The 18,313-nt window shown below is 72.3% G+C and carries 19 protein-coding genes; 12 read left to right on the top strand and 7 right to left on the bottom strand.

Annotated features, from left to right (window positions below; translation table 11 throughout):
• Positions 1-206: 206 nt before the first annotated feature.
• The 10 genes from AB0J57_RS00610 to AB0J57_RS00565 all read left to right on the top strand — a co-directional run bounded on the left by AB0J57_RS00610 (position 207) and on the right by AB0J57_RS00565 (position 8,523).
• Positions 207-1,358, top strand: a complete 1,152-nt coding sequence (locus AB0J57_RS00610) for a sensor histidine kinase (protein WP_366125709.1) — start codon at positions 207-209, stop codon at positions 1,356-1,358.
• Positions 1,355-2,023 (top strand): response regulator transcription factor, encoded by a 669-nt coding sequence (locus tag AB0J57_RS00605; protein ID WP_366125708.1) that lies wholly within the window; start codon positions 1,355-1,357, stop codon positions 2,021-2,023. Before AB0J57_RS00610 ends, AB0J57_RS00605 begins: the two co-directional genes overlap by 4 nt.
• Positions 2,024-2,103: 80 nt before the next feature.
• Positions 2,104-3,507, top strand: a complete 1,404-nt coding sequence (locus tag AB0J57_RS00600) for a S1 family peptidase (RefSeq protein ID WP_366125707.1) — start codon at positions 2,104-2,106, stop codon at positions 3,505-3,507.
• 122 nt (positions 3,508-3,629) lie between these two features.
• Entirely contained in the window at positions 3,630-4,040 is a 411-nt protein-coding gene (locus AB0J57_RS00595) for a hypothetical protein (protein WP_366125706.1), read from the top strand.
• 96 nt (positions 4,041-4,136) lie between these two features.
• Positions 4,137-4,622: a flavin reductase family protein gene (locus tag AB0J57_RS00590; protein ID WP_366125705.1), complete on the top strand. Its 486-nt coding sequence runs from the start codon at positions 4,137-4,139 to the stop codon at positions 4,620-4,622.
• A 70-nt stretch (positions 4,623-4,692) separates the two neighbouring features.
• Entirely contained in the window at positions 4,693-4,932 is a 240-nt protein-coding gene (locus tag AB0J57_RS00585) for a hypothetical protein (protein ID WP_366125704.1), read from the top strand.
• Positions 4,932-5,306, top strand: coding sequence for a toxin Doc (locus AB0J57_RS00580; RefSeq protein WP_366125703.1), 375 nt, complete (start codon positions 4,932-4,934; stop codon positions 5,304-5,306). The genes AB0J57_RS00585 and AB0J57_RS00580 overlap by 1 nt, the downstream gene beginning before the upstream one ends.
• Before the next feature lie 152 nt (positions 5,307-5,458).
• Positions 5,459-5,959, top strand: coding sequence for a phospholipase A2 (locus tag AB0J57_RS00575; RefSeq protein WP_366125702.1), 501 nt, complete (start codon positions 5,459-5,461; stop codon positions 5,957-5,959).
• A gap of 199 nt (positions 5,960-6,158) precedes the next feature.
• A complete protein-coding gene (locus tag AB0J57_RS00570; protein WP_366125701.1) occupies positions 6,159-7,331 on the top strand; it encodes an ATP-binding protein in 1,173 nt (390 codons plus the stop codon).
• A complete protein-coding gene (locus AB0J57_RS00565; RefSeq protein WP_366125700.1) occupies positions 7,324-8,523 on the top strand; it encodes a hypothetical protein in 1,200 nt (399 codons plus the stop codon). The genes AB0J57_RS00570 and AB0J57_RS00565 overlap by 8 nt, the downstream gene beginning before the upstream one ends.
• On the opposite strand, the gene AB0J57_RS00560 is transcribed toward AB0J57_RS00565, so the two are convergent.
• Entirely contained in the window at positions 8,490-9,146 is a 657-nt protein-coding gene (locus AB0J57_RS00560; protein WP_366125699.1) for a response regulator, read from the bottom strand. The genes AB0J57_RS00565 and AB0J57_RS00560 overlap by 34 nt on opposite strands.
• A 196-nt stretch (positions 9,147-9,342) precedes the next feature.
• Here AB0J57_RS00560 and AB0J57_RS00555 point away from each other — a divergent pair, with 196 nt between their 5' ends.
• Positions 9,343-9,531, top strand: coding sequence for a DUF6381 family protein (locus tag AB0J57_RS00555; protein ID WP_366125698.1), 189 nt, complete (start codon positions 9,343-9,345; stop codon positions 9,529-9,531).
• 85 nt (positions 9,532-9,616) lie between these two features.
• On the opposite strand, the gene AB0J57_RS00550 is transcribed toward AB0J57_RS00555, so the two are convergent.
• Positions 9,617-10,039: an Asp23/Gls24 family envelope stress response protein gene (locus AB0J57_RS00550; protein ID WP_366125697.1), complete on the bottom strand. Its 423-nt coding sequence runs from the start codon at positions 10,037-10,039 to the stop codon at positions 9,617-9,619.
• A gap of 287 nt (positions 10,040-10,326) precedes the next feature.
• On the opposite strand from AB0J57_RS00550, the gene AB0J57_RS00545 reads away from it, so the two are divergent.
• Complete coding sequence (locus tag AB0J57_RS00545; protein WP_366125696.1) at positions 10,327-10,530, top strand: cold-shock protein; 204 nt, start codon at positions 10,327-10,329, stop codon at positions 10,528-10,530.
• Positions 10,531-10,819: 289 nt separating this feature from the next.
• Here AB0J57_RS00545 and AB0J57_RS00540 read toward each other — a convergent pair whose 3' ends face one another.
• From AB0J57_RS00540 to AB0J57_RS00520, 5 genes are all read right to left on the bottom strand, one after another.
• Complete coding sequence (locus AB0J57_RS00540; RefSeq protein ID WP_366125695.1) at positions 10,820-11,905, bottom strand: crosslink repair DNA glycosylase YcaQ family protein; 1,086 nt, start codon at positions 11,903-11,905, stop codon at positions 10,820-10,822.
• Positions 11,906-11,928: 23 nt separating this feature from the next.
• Positions 11,929-12,822, bottom strand: a complete 894-nt coding sequence (locus AB0J57_RS00535; protein ID WP_366125694.1) for a S41 family peptidase — start codon at positions 12,820-12,822, stop codon at positions 11,929-11,931.
• A 54-nt stretch (positions 12,823-12,876) separates the two neighbouring features.
• Positions 12,877-13,329: a YbhB/YbcL family Raf kinase inhibitor-like protein gene (locus AB0J57_RS00530; protein WP_366125693.1), complete on the bottom strand. Its 453-nt coding sequence runs from the start codon at positions 13,327-13,329 to the stop codon at positions 12,877-12,879.
• 71 nt (positions 13,330-13,400) lie between these two features.
• Positions 13,401-13,832 (bottom strand): DUF4231 domain-containing protein, encoded by a 432-nt coding sequence (locus tag AB0J57_RS00525; protein ID WP_366125692.1) that lies wholly within the window; start codon positions 13,830-13,832, stop codon positions 13,401-13,403.
• Positions 13,829-18,292, bottom strand: a complete 4,464-nt coding sequence (locus AB0J57_RS00520; RefSeq protein WP_366125691.1) for a hypothetical protein — start codon at positions 18,290-18,292, stop codon at positions 13,829-13,831. Before AB0J57_RS00520 ends, AB0J57_RS00525 begins: the two co-directional genes overlap by 4 nt.
• Positions 18,293-18,313 lie beyond the last annotated feature (21 nt).

Raw genomic sequence — 18,313 nt, 5'->3', positions numbered from 1 at the left:
CGAGGGCCCGTGGTCCCGGCGGCCGCGGTGGTGGGCCGCGGCGCCTTCGTGCCGGGCAAGAACCTACGGCCGCCCGCGTGCCCCGTCGTCCCGCACCGGGTTGACGTCTCGGCCCACCCCGGGCGGTACGCCCGGGGCGCCTGCAACCACCGTGGTACGGCGAGGGGTTGACGTACGGCCGTCTCCACGCGGGTTACGCTGCGGCGATGCCGATCCGCCCCCTTGCCGCCGACGTCCTGATCACGGTGGCGCTGACCAGCGTGGCCGTGCTGCTCGGCCAGGAGGCCACGAGCCAGGGGTGGCCCGCCCTCGACCTCACCGGCCACCTGCTGGTGGGGCTGGTCAACGTGCCGGTCGTGGCGCGTGGCAGGGCGCCCGTCGCCGTCTGCCTCTTCGTCCTCGCCATGTGGGCCGGGTACGTCACCGCCGGCTACTGGCCCGTGGTGAACTCCTTCGCCCCCATGCTCGCCCTCTACACGGTCGCCTCCCTCCGCCCCCTGCGCACGGCCGCCGGCTGCGCGGCCCTGATGAGCGCCGTGTGGATCTACGCGGGGTTCATCAGCGAACGCGCCGCCATGGCGTCCGTCGTCGCCCAGGCCCTGGGGTTCTCCCTCGTGCTCGTCCGCTTCGGGCACGTCGCCCGCCGCTCGGCCGAGCTGGCCCGCCAACTGCGCGACGAGCAGGAGGAGCGGGCCCGCCGCGAGGTCGCCGAGGAACGCGGCCGGATCGCGCGCGAGCTCCACGACGTGGTCGCCCACCACATGTCGGTGATATCCGTGCAGGTGGGACTGGCCCGCTTCGTGTTCGACTCCGACCCGGACACCGCCCGTACCGCCCTCGGCACCATCGCCGGCACCAGCACGGAGGCGCTGGAGGAGCTGCGGCGCGTACTCCAGGTGCTGCGCGCCGACGAGGACGGCGGCCCGACCGCGCCCATGCCCGGCCTCGCCCGGCTGGCGGAAATGGCCGAGCGGGTACGGGCCGGGGGAGTGGCCGTCGAGCTGCGCGTCGACGGTACGCCGCGCCCGCTGCCGCCCGGCGTGGACCTGTGCGCGTACCGGGTCGTCCAGGAGGCCCTGACGAACGTCCTGAAGCACGCGCCGGGCTCCCGCGCCCTGGTGGAGGTCCAGTACCGGCCGCACCACGTGGCGGTCTCCGTCACGGACGACGGCGAGGGGGTGATTCAGGACAGAGTGCGGACCGGCGGCGGACACGGCTTGATCGGGATGCGGGAGCGGGCCAAGCTGTACGGCGGGACGATCAGCATCGGCCCGAGGAGCGAGGGGGGATTCGCCGTCGAGCTGACCCTGCCGACCTCCACCCGGACCGCACGGCAGGGAGACGGCACGACGGAATGACCAGGGTGCTCGTCGTCGACGACCAGTTCCTCATCCGGGCCGGCCTGGTGGGGCTGCTGCGTGCCGCGCCCGGGATGGAGGTCGTGGGCGAGGCCGCCGACGGCGAGGAGGCCGTCGAGCTGGTCGCCCGGACCCGGCCGGACGTGGTGCTGATGGACATCAGGATGCCCGGCATGGGCGGCATCGCGGCCACGGAGAAGATCCTCGCCGAGGCGCCGGACCCGGCGCCCAAGGTCCTGGTGCTGACCACCTTCGACCTCGACGAGTACGTGTACGGCGCGCTGCGCGCCGGCGCCTCGGGCTTCCTGCTCAAGGACTCGGGCCCCGAGCGGCTGCTCGCGGCGGTCGCGGCGGTCGGGGGAGGCGACGCGCTCTTCGCGCCCAGCGTCACACGCCGCCTGGTCGAGGCGTTCGCCCGGCAGGCCGGCGGCGACCGGCCGCAACCGCCTCCCGACCTGGACGTGTTGACGGCCCGTGAGACCGAGGTGCTGCGGCTGACCGCGCGCGGCCTCAGCAATCAGGAGATCGCCGGTGAACTGTTCATCAGCGAGGCCACCGTCAAGACGCACCTGAACCGCGCCATGCACAAGCTGGACCTGGACAGCCGGGCGCAGGCCGTCGTGGTGGCGTACGAGACGGGCCTGGTGAAACCCGGCGGTGGCTGAGCCGGTGAACCGAACGGTGCGGCGGCACGTATGGAGGTGCGACCTTCTGTTTCCCACCGTTACGCATTTGGGGGCCACGGATGAAGCACGGGCGGCGCACCCTCCGGCGGGCCATCAGGCTGGCGGCTGTCGGAGGGCTGCTCTGCGGCGGGCTGATGGTGTCGCACGCGGCGGCGGGTGAGCCACCGCCGGGCGGCCGTACGGCCGTCGACGGTGCCGACCCGTCCGCGCCGCCCGCCGGCCTGGCCGCGGACCTCGTCTCGCGGCTCGGCACGTCGCGTACCGCCGGGAGCTGGATCGGAGCGGACGGCCGCCCCGTCGTCGCCGTGACCGATGACGACACGGCCGCCGAGGTCCGGCGGGCGGGGGCGCGGGCTGAGGTGAAGCGGTACAGCATGCGGGACCTCCGCTCGGCCACCGAGACCCTGGAGCGGGCCCCGAGGGTGCCCGGCACCGCCTGGGTGGTGGACTACGCGTCCAACGAGGTCAAGGTGTACGCGGACCGCACGGTCTCCGCCGACGACTGGTCGCGCATGTCCGGCGTCGCGGACAGAGCGGGCGACTTCGTGCGCATGCGGCGCACCGAAGGCGTCTTCACCACCAGGGTCAACGGCGCGGTGCCCATCTTCAACGGGACCGGCCGCTGTTCCGTGGGCTTCAACGTCACCGACGGCCGGGACAACTTCCTGCTGACGGCCGGGCATTGCGGCCCGGTCGGCACGCCCTGGTTCCGCAGCGCCGAGGGCGGTGGCGGGCGGCTCGGCACCACGGTCGCGCGCAGCTTCCCGGGCGACGACTTCTCCCTGGTCCGGTACGACGACCGGGGCGCCTTCGACGGGACCAACGCCGTGGACATCGGGCAGGGCCGCAGTGTGCCGGTCATCGGCGCGGCCGATCCCGTCGTCGGCCAGCAGGTGTTCCGCAGCGGCAGCACCACGGGCCTGCGTTCCGGCCGGGTGACCGCCTTGAACGCCACGGTGAACTACCGCGAGGGCACGGTCACCGGACTGATCCAGACCACGGTCTGCGCCGAACCCGGGGACAGCGGCGGTCCGTTGCTCGCCGAAGGCCTCGCCCTCGGCGTGACCTCGGGCGGCAACGGCGACTGCACCGAGGGAGGCATGACGTTCTTCCAGCCGGTGACCTCGGCGCTGGCGGAGCTGGGCGTACGCGTCATCGACGGCCGCCTCGCCACCGACCGTGACACCGTCGCCGCCCCGTCCGCACAGCCCTCCGGGCAGCCCTCTTCGCAGTCCTCCACGCCGTCGCTGCCCGCCGGTGCCGCGCCGCCCGCCCAGGCCGTGGTACCGCCGGGCGACACGGGACGGCGGCCGGTCACCGCGATCGTCGAAGCGCGCCGGCTCGTGCCCGGCCTCGGGGTCATCGCGGTGAGCCTGCTCGGCCTGCTCGCCGCCCGGTGGCTCCTCGCGGAGCGCGCCGACCGCGACCACCTCCGCGCCCACTACACCCATCACTGGAGCTGACGGCCCATCACTGGGCTTGACGCTGTCTGGATGATCTCTTTCGTGTCGAATAATCCGGTTATCGTCTCGCGTGCTTAAGGTGAGCCCGCTGAAGCCACCCCCCTAGCTTGGGAGACATAGCAATGGGTCAGTTCGCACGTACCTGGGGCGCCGGTATCGCCGCCGCCGCGCTGATCGCCGGCTCCGTCGGGACCGCCGTGGCGGTCACGTCCCCGTCCTCCGCGCCCGGCAAAGCCGCGGCCTCCTCCACCGCGCTCACGACGGCCTCGGCCCACGCCACGATGAAGAGCGTGCGAGCGTGGCAGCAGTTCCGCATCCGCGGCGTCATCAAGAGCCTGCGGCCCGGCAGCAAGGTCACCCTCCAGCAGAAGCAGGGCAAGCGCTGGGTGACACTCCCCGCGTCGATGAACACCACGTCCCGCTCCACCTACAGCATGCGTGTCATGCTCGGGCTCAAGGGGCACAACAAACTGCGCCTGGTCGACAGCCGCAAGCGGGCGGTCACGCCCGTGATCAACGTCTGGGTGCGCTAGCGCCGGCCGCCCCGCCGCGGGCGGCCACCGATTCCCGGGCTCGCCCGCCGGTGCGGCGTCGCGAGCCCGGCCCACCGGGGGAGGACGGTGAGGTCCGTGGCCGGACTCGACGCGTTCAGCGATCTGCTGGACCACCCGATGTACGTCGTGACGGCCGCGGCCGGCGGTGAGCGGGCCGGCTGTCTCGTCGGCTTCGCCTCCCAGTGCTCGATCCATCCGCCCCGCTTCGCCGTCTGGCTGTCCACCGCCAACCGGACCTACCGGGTGGCGCGCCACTCCACCCACCTCGCCGTGCACCTCCTCCACCGTGAACAGGGTGAACTGGCCCGGCTGTTCGGCGGCGAGACCGGCGACGAGACCGACAAGTTCGCACACGTCGCCTGGCAGCCCCGCCATGGCGCCGTACCCGTACTGACCGGCGCCTGCGCCTGGTTCGTCGGCCGTGTGCACGGCCGTACCGGCGGCGGGGACCACGTGGGCTTCCTCCTCGACCCCGTGGAGACGTCGCCGCCGGTGCCGGGACGGCCCCCGCTGATCATGCTCAGCGACGTCGCGGACCTCACGCCCGGCCACCCCGCCTAGCCGCCACCCCGCCCAGCCGCCGCCCCGCGTGCTCTGGCCGGCCTGGTACCTACTAGGTACCATCAGGGGTATGCCGTCCTTGAACATCACCTTCACCGACGAGGAGCTGGAGGAGGTCCGCGCCGCGGCGGCCGCCGAAGGCAAGTCCCTCAAGCAGTACGTCCACGACCTCCCCCTCCGTGAACGTCAACGGCGCCAGTTCGTCCGTTACGCCGTCTCCTGGGGCGAGACCCACCGCGCCGAGTTCGACGAGGCCTTCCCCGACGAGGTCCCCCAGGCCGACGGCCGCCGGGGAGGCGCGGCCGCCTGATGGTGCTCTACATCGACGTCCCGTGGCTCCTGGACGTACAGGAACAGGCCGTCCCCGAAGACGTGTCCGTCGCGGACTACTCCGCGCTCGTCGCCGCCGTCGCCCGCCACAAGACCCGCATCCCGCGCCCCACGACGGCCGAGCCCGACCCCGCCTGGCGCGCGGCGGCCCTCCTGCACACCCTCGTACGCCTCCAGCCGCTGCCGCACCGCAATTCCCTGTACGCCTGCCAGGTCGCCGTCGCCTACATGTACGCCTCCGGCGAGGGCATCGACGCCCCGTACGGGGCGCTGGTGGAACTGGTCCGCGACATCCAGGCGGCCAAGGCCACCGTCTACCAGGCGGCGGACCGCATCCGCGGCTGGCGCATCTGACCGGCCCGGACCCACCCGGACCCACCCGGCCCGGCCCCGCGCCCGCTGCTCCGTGCCTCTTACAGGGGACCTCCAGCAACCTCGCCCCCAGGTGATCGTTTGCAGTCCTGGGCGGAGATCGTTCCGCCCGGGACCGATGACCTGGAGGCCCGATGCGCAGGAAGCTCTCGACCACCGTCGCCGCGCTCGCGTTCGCTAGCACCACTGCTCTCAGCGGCGTTGTCGCCACGGCCGGCACCGGCGTGGCCGCCGACACCGGCCCCGCCGCCGTCGCCGAACCCACCGTGCGCGAGCAGGCGGACCGGATCATGAACCTCACCTACCGCGAGTTCGCCCGGACACCGCGCGTCGAGCCGTTCAACTGGTCGACCGACGGCTGCTCCGTACCCACCGGCTACGCCCCGTACAGCGAAGTGTTCCGCCCCGCCTGCGTCCAGCACGACTTCGGGTACCGCAACTACGGCGCCAACCACGAACTGAGGCTCAGCCCCACCCGGGAGACGAAGAACTGGATCGACCGGCGGTTCAGGACCGAGATGGAGCGCGTCTGCCAGGACACCTATCTCACGCCCCTGCGCCACCTGAACTGTGTGAACGCGGCCCAGGCGTACTACCTGGCCGTCAGCGTGGGGGGAGACCAGGCGTTCTTCTGACCGGGCCGTGAGAGGGGGCGAGGCAGGGGGAAGGGCCGTGCCGGATCCCTCCGGCACGGCCCTGTGGCCCGTACGACCCGCTACGCTCCCCCGAAGGCCGCCCGAGCCCGTTCTCACATCAGCCTGACGTCGGGAACGTTACCGGTCGGCGGACGGGTGTGGTGTCGGTCGTTCGACCCACATGTCGGGTGGGGAGCCGATGGGACCTACGGAGAGGGAATTCACCGGGTTCGTGCGGCGGCACGTGCCCCGGTTCCGTGCGGTGATCGTCGCCTCCTGCGCCCTGCTCGCGGTGCCCGCGCTCCCGGTGGCGGACATGGCCGCGGCGGCTGTCGTCGCGGCGGTGGCCATCGGGTGGAGCCTGCTGTACCCCGCCTGGTTATCCTCGGGCGCCCGGCCCCGGGCGCTCCTGGCGGCGGACCTGGCGGTGATGACGGGCCTGTGCCTGACCCAGGCTCTGACCGTCCCCGCCACACAGCCCTCGCACGGCAGCACCTGGATCCTGGTGGCCGTCAGCTTCGTGGCCGTCGGCTACCAGTTCACCCACCCGCCGCTCACCGGCGCCCTGGTCGCCGGCTACCTGGCCGCCGCCGACCTGGCCGGGGTGGTCGTCGCCGGGGCCGTACAGGACCGGCCGGACGCCTGGCCGGCGGCGTTGCCCAACATCGGCTGGCTGCTGGTCCAGGCGGCCATGTCGCGCGGGCTGTACGCGGTCGTGCACCGGCGCGGCCGGGCGGCGGACGCGGCGGCGGCCGAGGCGGCCGGCGCGCGGCAGGCCCTGCGCGTGGCGGAGGCACGGCGGGGGGCCGAGCGGACGCATCTGGCGACGCTGCACGACACCGCCTGCGCCACGCTGCTGATGGCCTCCCTGCCGGGCGCCTCGATCCGGCCCGAGGTGGTCCGGGCGCAGGCCGGGCGGGACCTGCGCCGCCTGACGGCCGAGGAGCGGCCCGACGGGGACGCGGAGCTCAAGGCGGACCTCAAGGCGGACCTGATGGAGGAACTGTCGCGGGAACTGCTGCGGCATCCCGTCCGGGCCGGCCTGCGGTACGCGCACGACGGCCCGGACCGGGTGTCGTTGTGGCGCCCCGCGGTGGTGGCGCTGCGCGACAGTTGCGGCGAGGCGCTGCGCAACGTCGCCCGCCACGCGGGCGTGGACGAGGCCCGGGTCACGGTGGCGCGCCGGGGGGAGGGGGCCGTCGTGACGGTCGAGGACCGGGGGCGGGGCTTCGACGTGGCGGCCGTTCCCGGGCACAGGCAGGGGCTGTCGCGGTCGGTCGTGGGGCGGATGCGCGCCATCGGCGGCGATGCCGAGGTCGTGTCCCGGCCGGGGGAGGGGACGCGGGTGCGGCTGGAGTGGCCCCGTGCGTGAAGCGCTCACCGAGCAGATCTCCGACCGGCTGCGGGGCGGCGCGCGCCTCGCCGCGCTGGGCATCCTCGCGGCGATCCACGTGGGCCTCGCGCTTCCCGGGCTGCTCAGCCGGCTCTCCGAGTACCCTCGGCCGTGGCTCCAACTGGCCGCGTTCGGCCTGCTGTCGCTGGTCCTGGTGACCATGGTGGCGGCGGCGGTGCTGGACCGGGGTACGGGCGGCCCGGGCGGTGGTCCTCGGCGAGGGGCGTACGTGTGGCCGTCGGTGGGGCTCGCGTGCACGGTCGTCGCGTCGGCGGCCGCGACGAACGACCTCCCGGGTGAGTACTTCCTCGGCACCCTGCACTGGTCGTTCCTGGAGGCCGGCTGGTTCGGCGTCGTCCTGCTGATGGACCGGCCGCTCGCCATGACGTGGGCGTTCCTGGGCGGCCATCTCGCGGTCACGTTCACGCAGTTGCTGCTGAACGGGGTGCCGCCGCGGCAGGAGGCCGCGGGCATGGCGGCCAGCGCGCTGGCCATCTGCGGCTTCCAGGTGGCGATGGCCGTCGGGGCGCGGCTGCTGCGCGACTGCGCGCGGTCGGCGAGCACCGCGCTGCGCGAACAGGAACGGCTCCACACGGAGGCGGCCGTGGCCGAGCACCTGCACCGCGACCAGCGCGACCGGTACCAGGCCCTGAACGCGACGGTGTTCCCCCTGCTCGCCGGGCTGGCCGACGGGTCGCTCGACCCGCGCGACGACGAGGTGCGCCGACGGTGCGCGCTGGAGGCGGCCAAGCTGCGGCGGCTGTTCGCCGAGAACGACTACGCCGCCGATCCGCTCGTCCACGAACTGCGCGCCGGGATCGACGTGGCCGAGCGCAACGGCGTCGGCGTGCAGCTCGCCGTCCGGGGCGCCCCCGCAGAGCTGCCGCGCGGCCTGCGCCGGGCGCTGATCGAACCGGTGCTGGCCGCGCTCGCCTCCGCCGACCGCACCGCCCGGGCCACCGTGGTGCGCGGCGGCGGACGCGTACGCGTCGGGGTGGTCATCGACGAGCCGGCGGCGCGCATTCCGGACACGGCGACGGACCAGGTGCGGGTGCGGACGGTGAGCGACGAGGGGCGGCTGTGGGTGGAGGCGGTGTGCGCGTCGGTGCCGGCGGGCCGCACGGGCGGCGAGAGGACTCAGAGCTCGTCGAGGGAGACCAGCCCGTCCTGAACGGCCCTCGCGACCAGGTTGGCCTTGGTGGTCGCGGGGCGCCCGGCGTTGGCGTACTTGATGCGCACCCGGTCGAGGTAGGTGTTCACGGTGCGCACCGACAGCCCCAGGCTCTGGGCCACCATGGCCTTGGACTCCGACTGGAACCACTCCAGCAGCACGTCCACCTCCCGGGGCGCCAGCACGGGACGGCCCCGCCGGGTGTCGCTGCCGAAGGCGCCCGCGAGGGCGGGCGGGGTGTACGGCACGCCCTCGGCGGCCGCCAGCGTCGCGGCCACGAGGTGGCGTTCCCCCTCGGCCTTGGTGAGGTAGGTGAAGGCGCCCAGGTCGAGGCAGGTGAGGGCCGCCTCCTGACTGTCCTTCATGGTGTAGACGATGACCTGCCGCTGCTGGGCGACCAACTGCTTCAGCTCCGGGTACGCCGGTGCCCCCTCGGAGAGCTGGAGGTCCAGGACCACCACGTCCGCGTCCCTGCCCGGTCCGGTCGTCGCCACGGACACGTCGTGGCCCTTGGCCAGTACCGTGATGGGGTGCCCGGACGTGGTGTACCAGTACTCGATCCCGGCGAGCACCACCGGGTGGTCGTCCACGAGTGCCACCCCCACCGGCCGGTCGCTCCGCATGCGGTCCTCCCCTCCCGCGCCGCCGCCTCTCCCAGGCTATTGCCCGGTGGGCGCCGTCGCCGGGCGTTTCCCCCGATGAGGCTCGGCCTCGCGCCGGTCACAGTCGGTGACTGTCCGGGATGCGGCAGGGGAGCGGCTCTGTTTGTCTGATGTGGCCCGGCCTCACGCCACATCGGAAAGACCGAAAGGGACCATGATGAGCATTGCGGACGAACCCAGCAGCCGGATCCTCCAGATGCGCGCCAAGGCGCAGGAGTTGGAGCAGGCGGCGGAACGCGCCACCGACCCGCAGGACGCCCAGCGGCTGCGGGACAAGGCCCGCCGGCTCAAGGAGCAGAGCGAGCAGGAGCGCGGCACGGCGGGCGGGACCATGGACCCGATGTAGCGGGTCCCGGTCAGGCGGCGGTCATCACACGATGGCTGCCGCCTGCCCGTGCCGGGCGGGAGCCCGGCCGGCCGGGCTCGGCGCCTCACCGTACGCGGGTCTCGGCCACCTCCTCGTCCTCCTCCTCGGGCAGGTGGACGTCGTCGACGGCGATGTTCACCTCGACCACCTCCAGGCCGGTCATGCGCTCCACCGCCTGGATGACGTTCTCCCGGACATCTCCGGCCAGGTCCGCGATCGGTACGCCGTACTCGACGACGAGTTCCAGGTCGATGGCGGTCTGGCGCTCGCCGACCTCCACCTTGACGCCGCGTGTGACGCCCGGGCGCCCGCCGGGGACACGGTCACGCACCGCCCCCATGGTGCGGGCGAGGCCACCACCCAGGGCGTGGACGCCGTCCACTTCCCGGGCCGCCATTCCGGCGACCTTGGCCACCACCCCGTCCGCGATGGTCGTCCTGCCCCTGGGCTCGGACAGGGTCGTCGTCGATCCGCTCGGCTCCGTCATGGGAAAGCCACCTCCTCGATGGACAAAAGCCGTGGGAAGCGCTCCTTCCAGCGTGCCCTCCGGGCACCTGACGCGCCATGCGGGGGCCGGACCGACACACGGCCACCGGTGTGCTCTGCGTAGCGGGACGAGCACTGTTCGGGTACGGTCGGTGGCAGAGAAGTCGTGGTTCCGAAGTGTGCGCCCGTGATCGCGATCACGGGCGTTTGTGCTGTCACACCCCTTGTCGGGCCCGCACTCTCCGGGCCCGCACGGTGCGGGCCGTTCCCCAGACTTAGGAGGCCGGTATGGCTACTGGAACGGTCAAGTGGTTCAACAGCGAGAAGGGCTTCGGCTTCATCGCCCAGGACGGCGGCGGACCTGACGTCTTCGCCCACTACTCCCACATCGCCGGCGCCGGTTACCGCGAACTGGCGGAGGGTCAGAAGGTGACCTTCGACGTCACCGAGGGACGCAAGGGCCCCCAGGCGGAGAACATCGTCTCCGCCTGACGCGCGGCGACACGAGCCCCACCGACGCACGCGCGTGGCACCTCCGACGGCGCAGCCGCCGGAACGACGCGCGTGCGTCACGGGGTTACCCGTACCGCGATCGGCCCCCTCCGCCGCGCCGCCGCTCAACGGGGCCGGCGGGCAGCCGAGCCAACGGGCGTGACGCCGACGTCCCGGCGTACCGCCCCGGTGGCCAGGCGCCCGCGCCGGCCGACACGGGCCGACGCCGGCCAGGCGGCCAAGCGGCCAGGTGGGCCAACGGCACGACCGGGCAGGCGGCAGGCGGCCGCTAGGCGAGTCGTAGCCGTACCTCGGCGGCGCCGCGTGCCGCGGCTACCGTCGCGGCTTCGGCGTCCACCTTCTTGCGGACGCTCGCGGGCAGCGGCCCGAATGGCGTGACCGTCAGGTCGAGCCCGCGAGCGGTCGCCTTGGCGCGCCAGGTGCCGGCGATTTCCGTCCCGACCAGTAGCGCGCCCGGGCCGCCGATGGCCCGCCAGATCTCCTTCTCCCGCGCCTTGTCCGGCACGACCAGGGCCCGGTCGCGTGCCTGGAGGAACGGATCGCCCGGCGGCAGCAGCCGCGCCAGCCGGGGGTTGCGGGCCGACACCAGCGCGTCCAGGCCGGAGGCCGGCAGCCATGCCTTGCGGCCCTCGACCCGCACCTCGGCCAGGTCGTCCGGCCACACCGACCTGACCACGGCCGGCTTGCTGCCGAGGTACTTCGCCACCTCGGCCGGTGTGGCCGGCCCGAGGAACCGCAGATAGGCCCGGACCAGCTCGGTCGTCCCCGACGCCGCGACCGGCACGGGGAACCTGTCGGCCAGCGGGGCCAGTACGGTCCCGCCGCCTTCCGCCGCGACGCCGACCGCGCCGAAGAGCCCGGCCTGCTGGAACAGCAGCCCGGAGATGTGCTGGGCCCCGCACCGCTCGCACCAGTACGTCAGCGACTCCGGCACCGAGGCGCTGACGGCCGTACTGACCTCACCCTTGGGCATGGGCGCGGTCACCACCTCGCGGAACGCCTCGGCGGTGACCCGGAAGGCCTCGACACCCAGCCGTGCCCCCTCCCTGATCACCGCCGTGTCGATCCGCGCCGTCGCGTCCGCGTCGTCCAACGGCCAGAGGGCCGAGGCGAGCGCGGGCAGGTCCTGGCGCCGGTGCAGATGCGGCGCGCCGCGGAAGGACCAGACGAGCTGGAGCCCGTCGAGGGACGCGCCCCGCGCCGCCAGCGCCAGCCGGGCCGACCCGTACGGCGTGTCCTGCGCCCCGATGGTGAGTACGCCGGGATCGGGGGAGGAGCGGTCGAACCCGTGGACCGCCACCCGGTAGGCCAGTACCTGCTCCCGGCTCACGTCGATCCGGTGCGTGCTGCTCACGCTCGCACCCTACCCGTTACATGTCACGCGCCGAGGTCGCGGAGGGCGGCCTTGTGGGCGGTGTCCAGAGCCTCGTCGGCGGGGACGGCGACATCCGGGACGACGCCGACGCCCTCCCAGTTGGTGCCCGTGACGGTATTGATGGTGCGGGCGGCGGGCACGGTCACGAGGACGTGCGCGGCGACCGGGTACCGCACCGTCGGGTGCGCGCCGCCCCGGGTCGTCTCGCCGACCACGGTGGCCCTGCCGTGGGCCTGGAGGGTGTACGCCACGTCCTCCCCGCCCGAGAAGGTGACGGCGCTGGTCAGCACGTAGACCGGCCGGTCCAGGTAGCGGGGAGCGGGCAGGTGCGCGACGGTCCAGAACTGGCGCGTGGAATCGGTGCGGCGCTCGTAGATGTCGTTCAAGTGCACCTGGTCGTCGGGGAAGAAGTAGCTGCACCACATCGCGGCGCCCTCGGGAGCACCGCCCCGGCACTCGCGAAGGTCGAGGACGAGAGCGGAGCTGAGGGCGACCAGCTCCATGGCCGCGCCGATCGCCCGGCCGCCCTCGTCGGCGGACGCGATCCGCCGGAGGTCGATGAGGCCGACGTTGCCGTCCAGGTGCTCGAAGCGGTGGATGCCCTGGTTCTGCGCCCTGAGCAGTTCGAGGAAGGCGGACCGGCCCTCGTCCTCGGCCGCCGGGTTCAGGTCCTGCGGCTCGTCGGTCCACAACAGCCGCAGATGCTTGTCCGGGCAGGCCTCTTGCAGATGGGCGGTCACCGTCTCGCAGAGCTCGCGCTCCTCCAGGCCGTCGTACTCGCCGGCCGCCAACCGCGGCCGTATCAGGGCGTCGATGTGCGCGGCCTTCTCGGGGAAGACGTATTCGGCCGTGATCCGGTCCAGGGCGCGGTGAATTATCTCTGCGTTCGTGGGCATGGCCGGTCATGTTAGGCCGCGAACGCCCGTACTTCGAACGGTTTTCCTCCGCGCTCAGCGCTGGTAGAGGCCGACGAGCGTGCCGCCGGCCAACTGCCGCTCGTCCACCGCGGCGTGCACGTCCCGGGCGGACGCCCCGTCGGGCAGCTCGACCGGCTCCGGCAGCGCGTAGACACGGAAGAAGTACCGGTGCGCCTGGTCACCGACCGGCGGCTGGGGCCCGCCCCAGCCCCGCCCCCCGTAATCATTGCTCCGGTTCGTTCCGCCCCGGGGCGTCTCCCCGGTGTCCACCCCGTCGCTCGCCGGGTCGATGCCCGTGACCAGCCAGTGCAGGAAGGTCCCGGACGGCGCGTCGGGGTCCTCGCACAACAGGAGCAACTCCGACGTGCCGTCCGGCACGCCGGACCAGGACAGCGGGGGCGAGACGTCGTCGCCTTCCTTGGCGTAACGGCGGGGAATGAAGGAACCATCGTTGAACGCGCTACTTTTGAGCTCGATTCCGGCCATACCCCCCTGTTACCGCACCACCGCCCGAACCCGCGCCCCGCACCGTCAGGTGCATCCGACTGGCGCAACGGTCAGAAAATGTTCCGTTCGCGGTGGCGCTGACGGAGTTTGAGGAAGCGGGCCCGCACTTCGTCGGCCGGCAGCCCGCCCTCCGCCTGTACCAAGAGGTCGGCCAGCGCATCGCGGGACTCCATGAAGCCCCGCCACTTCTGTTGTGGTTTGAGCCACGTGTCGACCGCCGTCATGACCGCGACGCTCAGGGAGAGAGCCGGAACCCACACCAGCAGCCAGTTGCCCTTCGCGTTCCCCAGGTTCTGGTCGGCCGCGACAATGGCACTGGCGAGGATCAGCACGATGCGGAGCCCGTAGTACGTACAGCCGTAAGCGTTGGTGCCCACCCGCCAGCGGCGTAATTCCCGGCGCAGTTCGCGTCGCAGGACGGGTGGCAGCTCCTGAAGGCCGTCAGTGGGAGAGCCGGACGGCTGTGGGGCGGTCGTTGTCATGGTGTGCCCTTCTCGTGCGGGCCATCGGATGGCTCCAGCAGTTCCAAGACATGGATGGTCAGGCCGCTGCCCACCGCGAGAAGCACCGTGCCGGAGCCGTGCACGTCACGGACCATGCTCACCGTCGAGATCTTGTGGCGGAAACCTCGGACGGTCGTGAACCGCGTCTTGGCCCGGGCATCCCAGATCTCGACGGCGCGCTCGGGCGTGGAGGCGGCGACCAGTACCCGCCCGTCCGCCGTGGACAGGGCGGCGACGTGTTGGGCGGGCCCGGAACCGAGGTCGCCCCACACCGAGCGGGACGCCAGGTCCCACACGCGCAGCCCGTCTTCGCCGGCACTGATCAGCGTCGGTCCTTCGGATCCGAAGGCGGCGGCGAGGCTGTGCACCGGGCCTTGGTGGGCCTTGCGGTTGCCGCCCGGACCGTGCAGTTCGCCGACGAGCCTCCCGGAGGGCCATTCCCACAGTCTGATCCTGCCGCCGTTGTCCGCACTCACCAGCCTGCTCGTGCCGTCGGCCAATCGTGCGAAGGCCGCGGCCTTGATGCGGCGGCGATGACCTCGCAGTGGCCAGATGCGCGGAATCCGCCGGAGGGCCGGCAAGGAACGATCGCAGGTGTGGATGGTGAATGTGCCGTTCGTGCGGCCGGCCGCGACAAACCTGCCATCGCTCCCCACGCCAGGTCCTCGCGCAGCCATGACCGTTACGGGCGAACTGTTGCTCGATCGGCGCTGTGGCTTTCCCTTTTCGCTCCAGATCTGGACCGATCCGTCGCGACTGCCGGAGAACAGTGTGGCGTGGCGGCCCTGACCGGCCGGCGGCACCCATCGGACTCCCGTGACGCCCAGGTCATGGCCCGACTCGACCTCGCGGATGACAATGTCATTTGCGCCCTCGTCCCCGCTGAAGTTCGGGACGTAGTGCGTTTCCGCTTCGACCTCGCACCGGGCGATGAGCCGGCCGGTTCTCCCGTCCCGGATCCGCACCGTTCCCTCGTCGCTGCCGGTGGCCAGCAGCACCCGGCCGTCCGGGTGGGAGAAGAGGTCGGAGCTGGTGGTGTGGTGCTCGTGATCCCCGTGCTCTTCGGCGCGTTCGGCATCCGAGACGGCCGTGTTCCACAGACGCACGGTTCCGTCCTTGCTTCCACTGACGGCGTAGAAGTCCCCACTCCCGCTCCGTACCCCGGCGACGGACCGCACATCGCCCGAGTGGCCGGTCCATGTGTCCACAACGCCTCCACCTCGTCCGAGGCGGACCCTTCCCTCCCGGTCGCCCGCCACCAGGGCGGCCGGAGCGTCTTTGACCCAGCCGATGGCCTGGGGAGTGAAGCCATCGGACGGGGGCGGGTTTGCCTTGTCATCACCGACCGTCGGTTCCCCGGTCGTCAGATCCACATACTGCAACCCCTCCAGGCTGAACCGCCTGCCACTGCCCACCACCATGGAACGGCCCTCCAGTTCCACCACCGCGATGCCGTGACGGGCTCGGACCGGGCGATGGCGGGTCCGCCACGCGCGCGATGGAACGGGCACGTCGGCAGACCGCCCGAGATCCCACGCACTGACCCGGCCCGAGGTGTGGGCGGCGATGAGCAGGTTTCCGCCGCCTGGCGCGACGGTCAGGGCCAGGGAGCGAGTGCCGAGCCCGCCGCCCGGCCAAGTCTGCAGCGCTTCGTCGCGCTCGACACTCCAGACGTGGATACGGCCGTCCCGGGAGGCCGTTGCGAGGACCCCCTCGCCGTCGGCGGTTGCGGAGAAGGCCATGGCCGTGACCTTCCGCCGGTGCTGGTGCGTGCGCAGCGGCCAGCCGGCGGTGCAGTCCCACAGACGGACCTGCCGGTCCGAGGCCGCGGCGAGCAGCAGGCGCCCCTTGACGCGGGCCAGTTCCACCGAGGTCACCGGAGCCGAGCCGACCGGAAGCGTGCGTAACAGTTCGCCCGTGACGCCGTCCCAGACGTGGACGGAACCGTCATCGGCACCGGCGGCGACGGTCAGTGCTCCATCGGGATCGTGGTCGATCGCGACGGCGCCGACCGCACTCGTCGGGCCGCCGGCGAGCACTCCGTGGAAGTTCGTCCTGCGGCCATGGCCCCACAGGACCCGCCAGCGCAACTGGGCACCGGTCTTGAGGTGGGGGAGCGCGTCGGGCTCTTCGATACCGGCTCGGAGCTGGAGCGTCGCCGCACGGTCCTCGGGCGGGAGGTCACGCAGTTCGTCCCAGACGCGCAGGTACAGCCGGGGCAGGGGAAGGCGTTGCTGCTCGGGGGTGTTGAGGACGCGCATGAGCCGGGCAGGGTCGGCGTACGGCAGGATGCCGGTCTCGTGCACGAGATGGTGGAGCCGGCCCGCGGCCCGGGCGTAGTCGGGCAGATGGCTCAGCACGTAGGGATTGGCACGGGGCCAGTCCCGGCGGCCGTCGGGGTGGCGGGGGACGGTCCCCAGAACGGCCTCGTAGAGGAGGGCGGGCGTGCGCCCGGCCGTGGCGGTCGTACGGCGGAGGTGGTCGACGTACGCCTGGTGATAGAGCCGGTAGAGGCCTTGCCCGTCCTCTCCGGTCTCGATGAGGTGGGCGCCGGCCTCCGTGATCGCCCATGCGACGTCGTCCGCCGTGTAGGTGGTGGCCCCGTCGGCAAGGGCCGTCGCGGCGGCGGCCCAGACCGTACGCTTGGGAAGACCGGGGCCCTGCGCCCAGGCGAGTGGCGCGAGCAGGTCGTGCATCTTCTGCCGCTGGGTGCCGTAGCGGGCCAGGTCGGCGGCGAAGACCTCAGCCACGTCACGGCTGCGGAAGATCTCGTCCGCTTCCGCGCTGTTGAGGTCCAGAAGGTCGTCGCGGCAGGCCAGTGCCCGGGTGAACAGGCGGGCCATCAGGAACACGGACTCGCTTTCACGCGCCACCCGCTGGGCGGCTCGCCTGGTGAGTTCGTCGTCGGCGAGGCAGTAGGGGGAGCCCTCCAGGTCGGTGAGACGCTTGTACGCGTACGTCTCGATGTCCTTGGTGGTGTCGGCGTCCTGGTCGAGACGGACGAGCCGGTGGGGCGCGAGGATCGAGATCAGTGACCGTGGACCGGAGTCCGCTCCGACGGCGCGTTGACGCGTTCCGACCAGCACCTTGACGCCGACCTGGTCCGCGAGCGGACGCAGGAGATGTTCGGCGATCGCGCCGGCCGCGTTCGGGCCCGCTTCGTCCAGCGCGTCGATGAGCACGGTGAACTCGGTGTTCGAGCGACCGATGGCGGCGATGAGCTGGTCGGGGTCGCGCCACCCTCCTCGTGGGCGTTTCAGCCTCAGGGCGCGGGCCAGCTCCGTGACGCAGTCCAGCACGTCCTTGCCGCGTGCGTGGATGCCCACGTCGATGTCGCCCACGTCGGGCAGCGTGCCGGGGTCGGCGGCCCGGACGGCGTGCGGGTCGGCCTCGTCCACGGCCCTGCGGTAGTGGGCATCGGACAGTACGGCCAGCCGTCCGAGCAGTGCCGACTTCCCGCTTCCCGGCGGCCCTGTGACGACGAACATGCCGGAGTCCTCCGTGCGGAGCCACTCCACGATCGCTCGCAGCGGGCCGGTACGTCCTTGGAAGAAGTACCCGCTGTCGTCCGCGGTGTCGATGCCGCGGAACTTGAGCATGAAGTGCTCACGGACATCGGCGGGCAGCAGTGCCGGCCGTCCGCGGCGCCGTTCGAGATCGGTGTCCGGGAGTTCAGGGTTGTAGCGCGGGTTCGGGAAGAAGGCGGTGTCGATCACGCCGGTCGTCACCACGTCCAGGGGCTGCCCAGGGCCGAGTTGGGACTTCAGTGCCTTGGTCAGTTCATCAACGGTGATCCACTGGTCACGGGGACCCCAGCCCCGGTGGACGGGGACCTTCTCGTCCTCGTCCTCCAGGAGGGTCCGTAACGCCTCGCTGAGCGCCCGTTCCTCCGCACGCCGGCCGGAGCGTGCCGCGCCGATGACAACCAGGCTGGGGTCAAGGGCGGTTCTGCGCCCCGCCGCCATTCTGCGGAACGCGGTCACCACATCGTCGGCACCGCCGCCCGCACCGCACGCGTCCAGGACGAGCACGATGTCACGGGCACCGGAGCGCGCGAGCTGCGTACCGAGGAAACCGGGCCGGATCGAGTCCAGCTCGGTGACCGGCCCAGGCTCTGATTCGGTGTCGGAACACAGCAGGAACAGTCCTCGCTCGCCTTCCTCCCGGCCATGTCCTGCCCAGTAGACCAGCAGCCGGTCCATGCCGGTGGGGAACCGCAGTCGCCCGATCAGCTCGTGGAGTTCCCGGAAGCGCAGATCCGGCACCTGTTGCCGGTGGCCGGGCTGCCTTCGGAAGCCACCCCGTTCCAGCAGCCCCGTCACCGCGTCCACTTGGCGCCGTATGTGTTCCAGGTCCAAAGCAGCGCGCTCGTACTTGTCCACGACGATGTCGAGAAGAGTTCCCCAGTCGTCCCGGTCATCACCCGATGCCTTCCGCACTCCTCTATCTTGGTCATCCTT

The sequence above is a fragment of the Streptomyces sp. NPDC049837 genome, from assembly GCF_040674455.1.
In the GTDB taxonomy this organism is placed as follows: domain Bacteria; phylum Actinomycetota; class Actinomycetes; order Streptomycetales; family Streptomycetaceae; genus Streptomyces.
This window is presented reverse-complemented; position numbering and strand designations above follow the sequence as displayed.